Below are 15,778 nucleotides of genomic sequence, written 5' to 3' on the forward strand. Positions count from 1 at the left end.
TTATTGACTTAATATGAAATTACATTGCTGCTAATACTTCTTCAACTTTAGTAGCTGCATCTTTCAATAAAACAGCCGAGAATACTTTCAAGCCTGATTCATCAATGATTTTAGCTCCTTCAGCAGCGTTAGTTCCTTGTAAACGAACAATGATTGGTACAGGAATATCACCGATAGCTTTGTAAGCTTCAACAACACCAGTAGCAACACGGTCGCAACGAACGATACCACCAAAAATATTAATTAAGATAGCTTTAACGTTTGGATCTTTCAAAATGATACGGAAACCAGCTTCTACCGTTTTAGCATTAGCTCCTCCCCCAACATCTAGGAAGTTGGCAGGCTCACCACCAGATAATTTAATGATGTCCATAGTAGCCATCGCTAAACCAGCACCGTTTACCATACAACCTACGTTACCATCTAGTTTTACGTAGTTCAAATCGTTTTTAGATGCTTCAACTTCTAATGGATCCTCTTCAGTAACATCACGCAACGGAATAAAGTCTGAATGACGATACAATGCGTTATCATCCAAGTTTACTTTAGCATCTACTGCTAAAATTTTATTGTCTGACGTTTTCAACACAGGGTTGATTTCAAACATTGAAGAATCAGTTTCAACATAAGCTTTGTAAAGAGAATTGATAAATTTTACCATTTCTTTGAAAGCATCACCTGATAAACCTAAAGCAAATGCAATTTTACGCGCTTGAAATGCTTGTAAACCTACTCTTGGGTCAATCCATTCTTTAATAATTTTTTCAGGAGTATGTTCTGCAACCTCTTCAATGTCCATACCACCTTCTGTAGATGCCATGATTACATTGCAAGCTTTGCCTCTATCCAACAAAATGGAAATGTAGTACTCTTTTGGCTCAGATGGGCCTGGATAATAAACGTCTTCTGCAATTAAGACCTTATTAACTTTTTTACCTTCTGGTCCTGTTTGGTGAGTAATCAATTGCATTCCCAAAATCTGCTCTGATTTTTGGCGAACTTCATCTAAATTTTTAGCAAGTTTTACTCCACCACCTTTTCCACGCCCACCGGCATGAATTTGGGCTTTAATTACGTGCCACTGTGTACCAGTTTTTGCCGACAACTCTCGGGCAGCTTCTACTGCCAGTGCTGGTGTATCGACTACGATGCCCTCTTGAATACGGACACCATAACTTTTCAAAATGTCTTTACCTTGATACTCGTGAATGTTCATTTGATACAGTTTTTTATGTCGAAATTAATTCGTTTGCTAAATTACTTACAAACAATTTAATTAATCGCTTTTATTTGGTAAATATTTATAGTTTATCAACTTTTTTGAACTCTTCATAAAGTAATTATTCAAGACAAATATAGTAATTCCACAATTTTTATCGTTGTTTTGTTTCAGCGAATATTCATTGAAAAAGAAAAAATGTTAGTAGTTAAAAATATCACAAAGACCTACGGAAACTTAAATGTTTTGAAAGGTATTGATTTACAGATTAATCAAGGAGAAGTAGCATCTATCGTCGGGGCTTCTGGGGCAGGGAAAAGTACGCTGTTGCATATTGCGGGTACACTCGATAGACCTGATACAGGACAAGTATTTATTGATAACACAGAAATTACTAGCTTGAAAGATACTGCTTTAGCTAAATTTAGAAATGAAAGATTAGGCTTTATTTTTCAATTCCATAACCTCTTAGGTGAATTTACAGCCATTGAAAATGTTTGTATGCCTGCTTATATTGGTGGGAAAAGCAAAAATATTGAACAGAAGGCCGAAGAGCTTTTAGTATTGTTGGGCTTGAAGGATAGGATTCATAACTTGCCTTCGCAGATGTCTGGTGGAGAACAACAACGAACAGCCGTAGCGCGTGCATTGATTAATTCGCCATCAATTATTTTTGCGGATGAACCTTCTGGAAATTTAGATTCCAAAAACGCCCAAGAATTGCATGAACTTTTTTTTAACCTCCGCGACCAATTCAATCAAACGTTCGTCATCGTTACTCATAATGAGGAACTCGCCAATATGGCAGATAGAAAATTAGTCATGCAGGATGGATTATTATTGAGTTGAATAATGAGGCCTATAAATCAGTTTTAAGCCTCATTTTATTGCGCTGATTGAATACCTATGATTTAATCATGGGTATTTTCATATAACACTGGATTAATTGGAGTGTTGATTATTTTTCCAACTTTAGCACCTGGACACCATTTTTTCCAATCGGCTTCTTGATTTTTATTATCAGGTTGCTTCAGAACCATGTCTTTATCCATATAAATCATGGTCATTACTTCCCGCATTTTATCCGTTTGATTAGCCCCCGCTCTATGAAAAAGCCAGCCAGAGTGAAAACTCACTTCTCCTAACTCAAATGGTTCAATAACTTGTTGAAAGTCTCCCAACCTTAATTTCTGCTGGATTTCTACCTCGCTATCATCACTTATTGCTAGGTTTCTGCCTTCTTGCATCAAATGGCTTTTAGCACTAAACTCTAACGGTCCCATATCTAATGGGGTTTCCTGTAATGGTATCCAAGCCGTGACGGTTTTATCACTTGCCAAAGGCCAATAGTATTGGTCAGCATGCCAAGGTGTAAAGCCTCCGTGAGGCTCTTTAAAAAGTGCTTGGTCATGGTATATCCTAACTCCCTTTACTTGCATTAAATCACTAGCGATCTTTGCAATTCTTTTACTGAATACAAATTCCTTAATGGTAGCACTATGAGTCCAAATATTCATGATTTGTAAGAAAGCTTTATTATAAATATCTCTTTCGTTAAGCGGCAAATGCATGGTATTTAGTTCACGTACTTTTTCTCTTATGACAAGATTATAGAGATTAATTACATCTTTATTAAATACATTTTTGAGTTTAATGTAGCGGTACTCTTGGTAAAACTCAATTTGTTCTCGACTTAAATTGTAAGGCTCTTTTAGAGCATCCAAAACGGATGTGGCGATTTCAAACATTGCATTATGGATTTGATATTCAGTAAAGAATTGACGTGCAAAGCTATTTATATTACAAAAAACTAGTTGACACTAAAAATTCAAAACATAGCACTATATTGAATTTTAAAGTTTATGATATTACCTTTAGGTAAAAAATAGTGTTTATATGAAGGCAATACTGGAAGATTTAAGTGTGGATGCCTATGTGAATTCCTTTCGGATTAACCAATACAGTATCCCACATTTTGAATATAAATGGCATTATCATCCTGAATTTGAGTTGACGCTAATCGAAAGTGGTGTAGGAGATAGATTTATAGGAGACTCTTTTGAGCGCTTTCAAAAAGGAGATTTAGTCTTGATTGGTCCAGATTTGCCCCATACATGGATGAGTGATAAAGAAAAAAACGTAGTTTCGGCGGCTGTAGTCATACAATTTTCTAGTCATTTTATTGAAAGGTTTTTAGCCTTGAATGAATTTAATCAATTGAAACAAATATTGGCTATTTGTAGACAAGGATTATATTTTCCAAAGCCTTCTATTGAAATTATCCATAAGATGGCAAATATCAGCCAAACAAAGGGTATTGCAAGAATTAGCATTTTACTAGAGATATTTGATATGCTTACAGAATTGGAGTATCAAGTTTTGGCATCGCCATTTTACCAACCTATTAAAAATGAAGAAAATGAATGGAGAATTAATACGGTTTTTGAATATATGTTAAGAAATTCATCGACAGCCATGTCATTAAAAGATGTTGCCGATTTAATTCATTTGTCAGAAAGTGCGTTTTGTAAATTCTTTAAAAGAATGACAGGCAAAACTTATTCTGATTATTTAAACGAAATTAGGATAGGCAAGGCATGTTCACTTTTAACTGAGTCGGATAAGACGATTGCTGAAATTGGTTTTCAAACTGGCTTTGAAAGTATAACTTATTTCAACAGAGTATTTTTTAAAAAGAAAGCTAGAACACCTAGTGAATTTAGAAAGATGAGTAGAAATAGGATAGAAGTATTGGCATAAAAAAGCCGTCAGTTCAAAAGAAATGACGGCTCTAAATATTCTAAAGCAAGTATAGCTTATACTACAGCAAAACTTGATACATTTTTAGCTTCTAGTACAGACTGTCCCATCAAATAAATATCAGCAGCGCGAGCGGCTTCTCTACCTTCTGAAATAGCCCACACTACTAATGATTGACCTCTGCGCATATCGCCCGCAGCAAATACTTTATCAATCGCTGTTTGATAATTATGGGCTTTCACATTGCCTCTTTCGTCAAATTCTAAGCCTTTTTCTTCTAATTGTGATAAGATACCCTCACGTTGCGGATGCAAGAAACCTGCTGCAATTAATGCTAATTCAACAGGAATTTCACGTTCGTTTGTATGAACTTGGTGTGCTTTACCATCAACAACCTCCATTACGATATCCGCAATTTTAAGTCCTTTTAGGTTACCATTTTCGTCACCAACAAACTCTTTTACTGCGATTGACCAATGACGGTCAGCTCCTTCCTCATGCGAAGTAGAAGTACGCAACATCATCGGCCAGTTTGGCCAAGGGGTATGTGGCGCTCTTTCTTTAGGAGGCATCGGCATTACTTCAACCTGAGTAATAGATTTTGCTTTATGACGGTTTGAGGTACCAACACAGTCAGAGCCAGTATCACCACCACCAATTACTACTACGTTTTTGTCTGTAGCATACAGTTCCCCCATTGGATAAGGCATACCCATGTGGTTTACTTCACGTTCTATTCCAGACACCCTTTTGTTTTGCTGTGATAAGAATTCCATAGCTGGATAAATTCCTTTCAAATCAGCACCAGGGATTCCTAATGTTCTTGGTACAGTTGAACCACCTGAAAGAATAACTAAATCAAAATCTTCTAACAAATCGTCAGCCTTGATATCAACACCAACATTTGTATTAGTTTTGAAAATAATACCTTCTTGTTCCATAACTTCAACACGGCGTTGAACAACCCATTTCTCTAATTTGAAATCAGGGATACCATAGCGTAAAAGTCCACCGATTCTGTCAGCACGTTCAAAAACGGTAACAGTATGCCCAGCTTTGTTTAGCTGTGCTGCAGAAGCCATTCCCGCAGGGCCTGACCCCACAACGGCCACTTTTTTACCAGTGCGTTTTGTAGGAATATTTGGTTTTACTAAACCATTGCCAAAAGCGTATTCAATGATCGATTTTTCGATATACTCAATCGTTACAGGAGGTTTATTGATACCTAACACACAGGCAGATTCGCAAGGTGCTGGACAAATACGTCCTGTAAATTCTGGGAAATTGTTCGTAGAAGAAAGAATCTCGTACGCATATGCCCAGTTTTGATCATATACTGCATCGTTGAATTCAGGAATAATATTGCCAAGTGGACAACCACTGTGACAAAAAGGTACTCCACAATCCATACAACGACTTGCTTGAGCTTTTACTTTATCAGCAGTAAAATCAATATCTATTTCTTTATAGTCTGTTACACGTTCTGTAACGAGTCTTTTCTTTGGAGTTTCTCTAGTAACCTCTAAAAATCCTGTTGGTTTTCCCATTTCTTTAATTTGAAAATTTGAGGATTTGAAAATTTGAAATCAACCTTGTATAATTTTCTATTTAGTGATTGATTTTGGGATGCGTCAACTCAAATTGATTTGAATTGACGCATTTTCAAGTTTTCAAATGATATTAATGTGCAATTTCTACTTGAATATCTTTGTAAACAATATCCTTGTTTTCTAAAACTTCTGCCACACTGATATTGCGTGAAGCAAGTGCTTTTTTGAAATCTTGAGGCATTACTTTTAAAAACTGTGGTAGCGTAGTAGCCCAATTATCAAGAATAGTTTTTGCAGTATTCGAATCTGTATATTGCAAATGTTGTTCTACATACATTTTCAATATATTTTCGTCTTCAACAGTCAGCTCTTCGATGGCTACCATTTCTGGGTTTAATTTAGGAGCAAAGTCTCCTTTTTTGTCCCAGATATAAGCTACCCCGCCAGACATACCGGCACCGAAGTTTCTACCAGTTTCGCCTAAGATAACTACTAAACCGCCCGTCATGTATTCACAACCGTGGTCGCCAATACCTTCTACAACAACTTTAGCACCCGAATTTCTTACACAGAAACGTTCACCAGCCATACCTCTTAAATATGCCTCGCCAGATGTCGCACCATAGAATGATACGTTACCAACTACAGCATTTTCAGATGGGTTGAATGTCGCTTTTTTACTAGGATATACAATTAGTTTAGCTCCACAAAGTCCTTTTCCGATATAATCGTTAGAGTCACCCTCCAATTCAAATGTGATACCATTTACAGAAAATGCACCGAATGATTGGCCAGCAGTTCCATTAAATTTCACATGGATAGTGTCGCTAGGTAAACCTTTTGCACCGTATTTTTTCGTAATTTCGTTTGAAAGCATCGTTCCAATGGTACGATTCACGTTAATTACTTCTAATTCACCCGTTACTTTTTCTCCACTTTCAAGGGCTGGTTTGGCAATTTCCAACAATTTCCAATCAATCTGGTCTTGCAAACCATGGTCTTGATCTTCTTGTTTGTATAAAGCCACATCCAATGCCATTGGTTGTTTGTACAAGATTGGTGATAAATCTAAATGTTTAAGCTTCCAATTACTTAGCGCTTCTTTCATTTCTAATCTATCTGCTTGTCCAACCATTTCATTCACAGTTCTGAATCCTAACTCAGCCATGATTTCACGTAATTCAGTTGCCAAGAAAGTAAATAGATTTACTACATGGTCTGGATGTCCAGTGTATAATGCTCTCAAACGTGGGTCTTGTGTTGCTACACCTACAGGGCAAGTATTCACATGACATTTACGCATCATGATACAACCTGCTGTCACTAGGGCTGCTGTAGCCACACCGAATTCTTCAGCACCTAATAAAGCCGCTACTGCTAAGTCTTTACCTGTTCTGATTTGACCATCCGTTTGAACAGTAACACGTCCACGCAATTTGTTTCTTACCAATGTTTGGTGAGCTTCTGCTAAGCCTAGTTCCCAAGGCAAACCAGCATGACGGATTGATGAAAGCGGAGATGCTCCAGTTCCTCCATCGTGTCCAGCAATCAAAATATGGTCAGCATGTGCTTTTGCTACACCCGCTGCAATTGTTCCTACACCTGCTTCAGATACTAGTTTTACTGAAATTCTAGCCGCACGGTTAGCATTTTTCAAATCGAAAATTAATTGTGCTAAATCTTCGATAGAATAAATGTCGTGGTGAGGAGGAGGAGAAATTAAACCAACTCCCGGAGTAGAATGACGCGTCTTACCAATCCAATCATCTACTTTATGACCAGGTAACTGTCCACCTTCACCAGGCTTAGCACCCTGAGCCATTTTGATTTGTAGTTCAGTAGCATTCGTTAAATAATGTGCTGTTACACCGAAACGTCCAGAAGCTACTTGCTTGATAGCAGAGTTCATAGAATCTCCATTCTCAAGAGGCGTAAAGCGGATAGGGTCTTCACCACCTTCACCCGAGTTAGATTTACCTCCGATACGGTTCATCGCAATGGCCAAAGTAGTATGGGCTTCATACGAAATTGAACCGAATGACATCGCACCTGTAGCAAAACGTTTGAAAATACTTTCAATCGGTTCTACTTCGCTAATATCAATAGATTTACCTTTCTTGAATTTAAGCAAACCACGAAGGGTCATTGCTTTTTCAGATTGGTCATCAATTAATTTAGAATATTTTTTATACTGCTGATAGCTATTATTCTTAGTTGACTGTTGTAAGAGGTGAATCGTTTCAGGATTAAACAAGTGGGCTTCACCGCGTTGTTTCCATTGATAAATACCTCCAACTTCCAATTTAGGATTAGCCACTGGCAATTCTGGATAACCGTTTTTGTGCTTGATTAAAGCTTCCTTGGCAATGCCTTCTAAATCGATACCACCGATTCTTGAGATAGCACCTGCAAAATAAGTATCTACAACGTCTTTACCTAAACCAACGATTTCGAAAATCTGAGCTCCTTGGTATGATTGAAGTGTTGAAATACCCATTTTAGAGAATATCTTCAATAATTCACCATTAACAGCCTTGATATAATTAGCCTGTAACTTTTCGTAAGGGTAATCTACTTGTAGAATACCTTTTTCCTTCATACCATTGATTGTCTCAAATGCCATGTAAGGGTTTACTGCCGAAGCACCAAAGCCAATCAATGTAGCGAAGTGATGTGTTTCCCAAACATCACCAGCTTCTACAATCAAACCTGTTTGTGCTCTTTTGCCTTTTCTGATTAAATGATGATGTACAGCACCTACCGCCAATAATGATGGAATTGGAGCGTGTGATGAATCAACACCACGGTCAGTTAACAAAATGATAGCATATCCATCATCAACGGCATCTTCCGCATATTGACAAATTCTATCTAATGCTCTTTTTAATTGACCTTTTTCTCCCGTAGCACGGAAGGTAGTATGAATAGATTTCGTTTGGAAGTTTTTGTGATCTATCCAACGAATCTTCTCAATTTCACCATTTGTTAAAACTGGCTGACGAATTTCAATCTGACGGCAATGTTCAGGAGATTCTTTCAACAAGTTTTTCAAACCACCAATATCAGACAAAAGCGACATTACTGTACGCTCACGGATTGAGTCAATTGGTGGGTTGGTTACCTGTGCAAACAATTGCTTAAAGTAATACGATAAATGCTGAGCTTGGTCTGAAAGAATAGCCAATGGCGTATCTACACCCATTGAGCCTAATGCTTCTTTACCCGTTTCAACCATTTGTGAAAGAATTACTCTTAAGTCTTCAGTAGTGAATCCAAACACTTGTTGACGCAATAATAATTCACGTTCAAATGGTGTACGGTATTCAGCACCAGCCGCTGGTAAATCTTCTACTTTAATTTTATTCGTTTTCAACCATTCTCCGTAAGGATTCTGTTGACAGATTTTTTCTTTTAATTCTTCGTCAGGAATAATACGACCAGCTTCCATGTCTACTACGAACATTTTACCCGGTTGTAAACGACCTTTTGAGACAATTTTAGCAGGGTCAATATCCAATACACCCGCTTCAGAAGCCATGATTACGAAATCGTCATCAGTAACCCAATAACGAGATGGGCGTAAACCATTTCTATCTAACGTAGCACCAATCATTTTTCCATCCGTGAATGAAATTGAAGCAGGGCCATCCCAAGGCTCCATCATGGCTGCATGATATTCATAGAAATCCTTCTTGTATTGCTCCATTTGCTCATTGCCGTCCCAAGCTTCAGGAATCAACATCATCATCACGTGTGGAAGCGAACGGCCACTCATGTACAATAATTCGATAGCATTATCCAAAATGGCAGAGTCAGATTGTCCTAACTGACAAACTGGTAAAATCATGTCCATTTCTTCCTTCGTAAAGTGCTCTGATTCAAATAAAGCCGACTGAGCCTGCATCCAAGCAGCATTACCTTTTACAGTATTAATCTCGCCATTGTGACCGATAAAGCGGAATGGCTGTGCAAGTTTCCACTCAGGGAAAGTATTTGTTGAGAAACGTGAGTGAACAATTGCCAAAGCAGAAGTAAATTCTTCACGTTTTAAATCATCAAAATATCCTGGAACTTGCATTGTCGTTAACATACCTTTGTAAATGATAGTATGAGCAGACAATGAAGCAAAGTAAAATTTATTATCTAAACCTTTAACTGTTTCGTTGATGATACGAGCCGTGTACTGACGGAAAACATACAATTTCCTTTCAAACTCCATTTCATCCGTAATGGTAGCTGGACGTTTGATGAATAATTGCTCCATTTGTGGTTCTGTATTTCCAGATTCAGCACCTAGAATTTCAGAATTGTCACATGGAACTACACGATAACCCAAAATTTCTAAGCCTAAGCGTTTGGCCTTTCGGGTAATGATTTCCTTACATTCTTCACGAATCGTTTTATCTTTTGGAAAGAAAGTCATACCTACTCCGTATTCACGAGCAGCAGGTAAATCAATACCTAAATTTGTACATTCTTCCAAAAAGAATTCATGAGGAATCTGTAATAAAATTCCTGCACCGTCACCTGAGTTAGGGTCACAGCCGCATGCACCACGGTGGTCCATTCGAATGAGCATCTGGATTGCATCCGTAACTACCTTATGAGACTTGCGTCCTTTCATGTTTGCTACGAAGCCGATTCCACAAGCATCATGCTCGAATTCTTTACGGTACAAACCTTTATTGTCGAAATTAGTCATGGTAATGGGTCTGTTTTAAATTTACTAACAGAGAACTTGAGATTATGTTAGTGGCAATTGTTTTGCTATAATATTGAAAAATTGTCAGTGAAATACAGTATAATTTGTAAATAGTAAAATTGAAGTAAGATATAATATTTACTAAAACTTTATGGAAAATGAAGAATGTATTGTTATCTGTTTCGCTATTACAAAGATATACAAGAAATTCTTTGGAAAAAATAGCATTTTGCCGAATAATCATCTGAATGATACAATTTCAAGAATTCGTAAAATTTAATCTTAGTTAGATGCAATTTTTAAAATGCTTTCCTCAAAACATTATTTTTTGAATATGATTATTATTATCATAAAAATAAGGCTTTTTTAATCTTAAATTTCATGTTTTTGCAATTTTGATTCATTTATACGTTAAAATTTAATTGAAAATATATCAAAATTTCATTTTTGTTTAATTTATAAGTTTTTTGTAAAAAAAATTACTTTTTTATCCATTAATCACTCAAAAAGCTACAAAAACTCAAAAAGTTGCATATTATATCCGAATATTTTGTCCTAATTGCTTGGCTATTAACCTATTAATTCTATAGTGTTAAAATGATATAGAAATTTTTAAAACGATATAAAGATATTCAAATTTTAGCCTATTTCCGAAGTGTCTTTTCTGTTTGTTTAGGCTTTTAATAATAAAAAGCTTTATTATGTATATATTTAAGGTAGCTATAATTCGTTTAGAAGTCATTGACAAACTTATTACAATAATATAACTGAATTTAACAAAAATTGAAGTGATTAAGAACAACCTTTAACACTTTAATGCTGTCAGTAGTATTATAAAATACTTTGTTAATCAATGATTTTGTAAACCTCCTGTTTAAAATAATATGAAAAAAACTATACTCTTAATTATAATAATTCTCTTCTCGTTTTTCAAAGTGCAAGCCACCCATATCGTTGGGGGTGAAATAGAACTGCAAGTCGTCAAAAACCAACCTAATGTATCACATAGCCTAAGTCTTAATTTGTATTTTGATGACATTAATGGTAGTACGGGAGCGAGAGATGCAACTATCAACTTAGCTGTTTTTAGGAAAAAAGATAACCTATATTTAGGCTATGCAGTTTTACCAATCGTCAGCGATAGTTTAATTAGCTATTCCAATCCAGCTTGTTTACAGAATAACTCTGTAAGAACCCGCCTGATACGCTATAGCACATTGATATATTTGAGTCCTGATAATTTTGATGATGCAGGAGGCTATTACTTTGCATGGGAGCGTTGTTGTAGAAATAATATTATCACTAATATTCAAAATCCAGAGGCTGCAGGTTCGGTATTTTATTTGGCTTTTCCTGCTCAGAAGCAAAATGGAAATGCCTTCACTAACTCATCTCCAAAATTCGGTAAACTCACTGGTGATTATATTTGTAGAGGACGCCCCTTTGTTTTTGAGTTTGGCGCTACTGATGCAGATGGAGACAGCCTAGTTTATTCTTTAGTGACGCCCTATAATGGTTATTCAACTACACTGGCTCCTAAGCCAGACTTGCCTACTGGTAGTAGCAATTATCCACTTGTGCGCTGGCAAACTGGTTTTGGTGTTAATAACATGATTCCAGGGCCACAGCCGCTGAGGGTAAATGCCAGAACGGGACAACTGACAGTAACAACGGATTTATTAGGGCTATATGTGTTTTGTGTGCTAACAGAAGAATATAGAAATGGCAAGAAGATAGGAGAGGTGCGAAGGGACTTTCAACTAAAGGTAATCGATTGTCCTACAAATAACCCTCCGCAAAGTTTTTTAAGAGAAAAAGGGAAAGGAGTTTTTACAGATGTTACTCAGACCATCACAATTAAGGCAAACGAAAAAAAATGCCTAGATTTTTTAGTGACAGATTTAGATCCGAATCAGACATTAAACTTAAAGATTCAGCCGACTAATTTTACAGGGTCGTTTACATTATCCCCAACATCCATTCGTACAAGTACTTATAAAGATACGCTAAGGGCTGAATTATGTTTTGATGAATGTACAGCTAGTTTTGATGGCAAGCCATTACTCTTTGATGTAATAGCTTCAGATGATGGTTGTCCGCAGCCCCTAATAAGCACCTTAAAAGTAAAGGTAATTATTGAACCAGCTTTGAATAATAAACCCATTATTTCTACAGATTTATTAAATAGAAAGGGCGAAACTGTAGTTAATAGCCTAATGAAATTTAATTTATTTGGGAAAGATATTGATAATGATAATATCACTATTACCGCCAAAGGAAGAGGCTTTAATTTAGCAGATGTTGGAATGAATTTTGGTTCTATTTCTGGATTAGGAACAGTTAGTTCTCCTTTTACTTGGACACCCACTTGTAGTGCCGTTAGGACTACCGATTATATTGTAGATTTCTATATAATTGATAATAGGTGTGGTAGAAATTTGAAAGATAGTATCTCTGTTAATTTAAAGGCTTTACCAATTGATAGCCGACCACCCAACGTTGTGACTTCTTTAGCGAAAAATGAAATTGAAATTATATTGGATGGAACCGATGTTCAGCCTATTAATTTTGACGTTACTTCGCAAGACCCTGATGCTGACCCGATAAAATTGTATGCTGTAGGAAAGGACTTTGATTTATCGAAAATAGGAGCGGTATGGACTGATAAAAATGGTGTGGCAAAAATAATTAACCCCTTTGCATGGAAAATAGACTGTAGTTTATTGAATGGGAAAGATCAGGCAAGTTATGTGATTAATTTTATTACAGAAGATAATTCTTGTAGCCCCAATAGATTTGATACAGTATCTGTGAATATAGTATTGAAAAGCAAAATAGTAGATTATCAGACTTTTAAGCCAGTTAATGTATTTACGCCCAACGGAGATGGAAAGAATGAATACTTTACTTTGACAGATTTACCTGAGAATAATTGTTTTGAAAAATTTGAATACATCCAAATTTTTAATCGCTGGGGATCGATGGTTTATGAATCTAAAGATAGGGATTTCAAGTGGTCTGGTGGTGAACACGCTTCCTCAGAATATTATTACCTATTAAAATTCACTAAACGAGAGTTCAAAGGATGGGTCAATCTTATTAGGTAATTATAATTTAATATCCCGTATTTTATGGGTTTCACCTTCTATTGCCAAATAGGTATTGACAAATACCTCACGAGCTTCTGCTAGATGAGTATCCAATTCTTTGTATCGTGAGGAATAATGACCGATAATAAGCTTGCCTACGTGTGCTTTTTTGGCAATCAAGGCAGCTTGTTTGGTCGTAGAATGATTGGTTTGGATGGCCCTTGGTAACAATTCATCTAGGAAAGTAGCTTCATGATACAACAAATCTACATTTTTAATGATGTCAATAATGGCTTCGTTATAAAGGGTATCAGAGCAAAATGCATAGCTACCACTTTTTAAAGATGGGATAGTATAGTCTTCATTTTTATATTTTATACTACCATCATCATTCAAAATATCTTCGCCATCTTTCAATCTTTTGATTTGCTCAAAAGTTAAATCTGTGGGTCTGCTAGTCTTAATAATTTTTCTTTTTTTTCTTCTTTCTTGAAACAAGAAACCACAGCAAGGCACCCGATGGATTAATGGGATAGTAGTAATTTTTACGTGTTCATTCGTAAAAAGTAAGTACGATTTTTCTGTTTGAGTTTCAGTAAAATGTATTTTGAAATTTAAGCGAGTGTCAGAATACTTTAATTGGATAGTAATAATTTCTGCTAAACCTTTCGGCGCAAAAATCCATAAATCCTCTATTCTACGATGCATATTCAGCGTAGATAAAAGTCCGATTAATCCAAAGAAATGGTCACCGTGGAGATGTGTAATAAAAATATACTTAAGTTTTGTAGTCCTGATTTTATAGTGAAGTAGCTGATTTTGAGTGCCTTCTCCACAGTCAATCAAATAACCATCCTGCTCAATCTGTAAGTGATGAGCCGTTGGGTTTCTCGTTAAAACGGGTGTGGCAGACCCCGTGCCTAAAATGGTTAGTTGAAAACTCAAATTGTTTGCTGATTGTGTAAATACTGAAATCAATACTATTATAATAGTTCAAGATACTGATTTATTATAAAAGAGGTCAATTTTTTGAACTGACCTCTTCTACATTATACTAATAATCATCATCTGAACTGCCGCCTTCGCCGTATTCACCGTGATCGTATTCATCATCTTCGTCTGATTGGAAATCATTTTCCAATTCATTCAAATATACTGCATCGATTGCTTCTTGAACCGTAGGCATTACGGTTAATTCTTCAATTTTAGCGGCATCTAACTGGTCAATTATTTCATCATTCTTTGTTACGATAATTAATAAACCTAATTCGTTCAAACAGATTTTATTGGCTTTACGAATAACAGAAATACCATGACCGTCTAGCTCAATAATTTGATTAAATTCAATAATGATATTGCCATAGCCTTCTCTGAAAAGCTGGCGAACGATTTTCTCTAAATCAGTATGATTTTCCTGCGTTAAAGCAGTTTCTTTAAGTTCGATTAGAGCATACTGCTCATTTTTTTCTACCTTAAATTCCATAAATTGTTGTAATTTCTTGTTTTACTTCTTACAAAGACTTTAAATAATTGTTCACATTTTCCTCAACTCTAACCAAAACATCTTCAGAGTTATCTTTAATGAATTTTTTGCCTGTTACTTGTTCAAAAAGTTCAATGTAGCGTTCTGAAACTTGATTTACCCATTCATCTGTCATTTCAGGAATGACTTGACCATCTTTCCCTTGAAAACCATTCGCAATTAACCATTCACGCACAAATTCTTTAGAAAGCTGCTTTTGGGCTTCATTATTTTTTTGGCGTTCTTCGTAACCTTCTGCATAAAAATAACGAGAAGAATCTGGTGTGTGAATCTCATCAATTAAAGTGATTTGATTATCCTTTTTCCCAAATTCATATTTAGTATCCACTAAAATTAATTTTTGCTCAGCTGCCATTGCTGTTCCTTTCGCAAAAAGGGCAAGGGTATATTTTTCAAGCTGGCTATATTCTTCTTCAGACACTAAGCCTTTGGCTAAAATTTCCTCTCTTGAAATATCCTCGTCGTGTCCTTCATGCGCTTTCGTAGTAGGCGTAATAATTGGCGTAGGCAGTTTGTCGTTTTCCTTCAAGCCTTCTGGCAAAGTTACACCACATAAAGTACGTAAGCCAGATTTATAAGTACGCCATGCATGACCAGCTAAATAGCCTCTTACGACCATTTCTACAGGATAAGTTTCACACTTCAAGCCCACACTTACGTTAGGGTCAGGACTTGCCACTAGCCAATTTGGTACTACATCTCTGGTTGCATTCAAAAAGTGTTCTGCAATCTGATTAAGTACTTGTCCTTTAAATGGAATCGCTTTAGGTAAAACTACATCAAAAGCTGAGATACGGTCTGAGGCAACCATTACCAAAAGGTTTTCAAAAGAATATACATCACGTACTTTTCCTTTGTAGAAACCTGTTTGGTTCGGAAAATTAAAATTAGTGTTTTTAATTACTTTCATTATGT

The 15,778-nt window shown here is 36.1% G+C and carries 10 protein-coding genes; 3 read left to right on the forward strand and 7 right to left on the reverse strand.

All coding sequences use genetic code 11. The features are described from left to right. Window positions 1-19: 19 nt before the first annotated feature. Window positions 20-1,216 carry an ADP-forming succinate--CoA ligase subunit beta gene (gene sucC, locus J2Y60_RS13995; protein ID WP_309918798.1) on the reverse strand — a complete coding sequence of 399 codons (1,197 nt, stop codon included), beginning with the start codon at window positions 1,214-1,216 and terminating at the stop codon, window positions 20-22. Between the two features lie 201 nt (window positions 1,217-1,417). On the opposite strand from sucC, the gene J2Y60_RS14000 reads away from it, so the two are divergent. Continuing rightward, window positions 1,418-2,068 carry an ABC transporter ATP-binding protein gene (locus J2Y60_RS14000; protein WP_309918800.1) on the forward strand — a complete coding sequence of 217 codons (651 nt, stop codon included), beginning with the start codon at window positions 1,418-1,420 and terminating at the stop codon, window positions 2,066-2,068. A 62-nt stretch (window positions 2,069-2,130) separates the two neighbouring features. On the opposite strand, the gene J2Y60_RS14005 is transcribed toward J2Y60_RS14000, so the two are convergent. Then, complete coding sequence (locus J2Y60_RS14005; RefSeq protein ID WP_309918803.1) at window positions 2,131-2,967, reverse strand: phytanoyl-CoA dioxygenase family protein; 837 nt, start codon at window positions 2,965-2,967, stop codon at window positions 2,131-2,133. A 148-nt stretch (window positions 2,968-3,115) separates the two neighbouring features. On the opposite strand from J2Y60_RS14005, the gene J2Y60_RS14010 reads away from it, so the two are divergent. Further along, window positions 3,116-3,979 (forward strand): AraC family transcriptional regulator, encoded by an 864-nt coding sequence (locus J2Y60_RS14010; protein WP_309918806.1) that lies wholly within the window; start codon window positions 3,116-3,118, stop codon window positions 3,977-3,979. A 56-nt stretch (window positions 3,980-4,035) separates the two neighbouring features. Here the strand turns inward: J2Y60_RS14010 and J2Y60_RS14015 are convergent, their stop codons facing one another. After that, window positions 4,036-5,526, reverse strand: coding sequence for a glutamate synthase subunit beta (locus J2Y60_RS14015; protein WP_309918808.1), 1,491 nt, complete (start codon window positions 5,524-5,526; stop codon window positions 4,036-4,038). Between the two features lie 133 nt (window positions 5,527-5,659). Then, on the reverse strand, window positions 5,660-10,231 hold the full coding sequence (gltB, locus tag J2Y60_RS14020) for a glutamate synthase large subunit (RefSeq protein WP_309918811.1): 4,572 nt from the start codon (window positions 10,229-10,231) through the stop codon (window positions 5,660-5,662). A gap of 884 nt (window positions 10,232-11,115) precedes the next feature. Between gltB and J2Y60_RS14025 the strand changes: the two genes are divergently transcribed. Then, on the forward strand, window positions 11,116-13,338 hold the full coding sequence (locus J2Y60_RS14025; RefSeq protein ID WP_309918814.1) for a gliding motility-associated C-terminal domain-containing protein: 2,223 nt from the start codon (window positions 11,116-11,118) through the stop codon (window positions 13,336-13,338). On the opposite strand, the gene J2Y60_RS14030 is transcribed toward J2Y60_RS14025, so the two are convergent. The 3 genes from J2Y60_RS14030 to J2Y60_RS14040 all read right to left on the reverse strand — a co-directional run bounded on the left by J2Y60_RS14030 (window position 13,339) and on the right by J2Y60_RS14040 (window position 15,773). After that, the gene (locus J2Y60_RS14030) at window positions 13,339-14,265 is read right to left on the reverse strand and encodes a ribonuclease Z (RefSeq protein WP_309918819.1); all 927 of its coding nucleotides are present in this window, start codon (window positions 14,263-14,265) and stop codon (window positions 13,339-13,341) included. Between the two features lie 109 nt (window positions 14,266-14,374). Further along, a complete protein-coding gene (locus J2Y60_RS14035) occupies window positions 14,375-14,803 on the reverse strand; it encodes an STAS domain-containing protein (RefSeq protein WP_309918822.1) in 429 nt (142 codons plus the stop codon). 28 nt (window positions 14,804-14,831) lie between these two features. Beyond that, complete coding sequence (locus J2Y60_RS14040; RefSeq protein WP_309918823.1) at window positions 14,832-15,773, reverse strand: phosphoribosylaminoimidazolesuccinocarboxamide synthase; 942 nt, start codon at window positions 15,771-15,773, stop codon at window positions 14,832-14,834. Window positions 15,774-15,778: the final 5 nt, after the last annotated feature.

This window comes from Arcicella sp. BE140 (assembly GCF_031456255.1).
GTDB lineage: Bacteria > Bacteroidota > Bacteroidia > Cytophagales > Spirosomataceae > Arcicella > Arcicella aquatica.

What these genes read in the sequence shown, in the direction of transcription:
- J2Y60_RS14010 (WP_309918806.1), top strand. Translation starts at nt 3,116, where the DNA reads ATGAAGGCAATACTGGAAGATTTAAGTGTGGATGCCTATGTGAATTCC.
- J2Y60_RS14035 (WP_309918822.1), bottom strand. Translation starts at nt 14,803, where the DNA reads ATGGAATTTAAGGTAGAAAAAAATGAGCAGTATGCTCTAATCGAACTT.
- J2Y60_RS14025 (WP_309918814.1), top strand. Translation starts at nt 11,116, where the DNA reads ATGAAAAAAACTATACTCTTAATTATAATAATTCTCTTCTCGTTTTTC.
- J2Y60_RS14000 (WP_309918800.1), top strand. Translation starts at nt 1,418, where the DNA reads ATGTTAGTAGTTAAAAATATCACAAAGACCTACGGAAACTTAAATGTT.
- J2Y60_RS14005 (WP_309918803.1), bottom strand. Translation starts at nt 2,967, where the DNA reads ATGTTTGAAATCGCCACATCCGTTTTGGATGCTCTAAAAGAGCCTTAC.
- J2Y60_RS14015 (WP_309918808.1), bottom strand. Translation starts at nt 5,526, where the DNA reads ATGGGAAAACCAACAGGATTTTTAGAGGTTACTAGAGAAACTCCAAAG.
- gltB (WP_309918811.1), bottom strand. Translation starts at nt 10,231, where the DNA reads ATGACTAATTTCGACAATAAAGGTTTGTACCGTAAAGAATTCGAGCAT.
- sucC (WP_309918798.1), bottom strand. Translation starts at nt 1,216, where the DNA reads ATGAACATTCACGAGTATCAAGGTAAAGACATTTTGAAAAGTTATGGT.
- J2Y60_RS14040 (WP_309918823.1), bottom strand. Translation starts at nt 15,773, where the DNA reads ATGAAAGTAATTAAAAACACTAATTTTAATTTTCCGAACCAAACAGGT.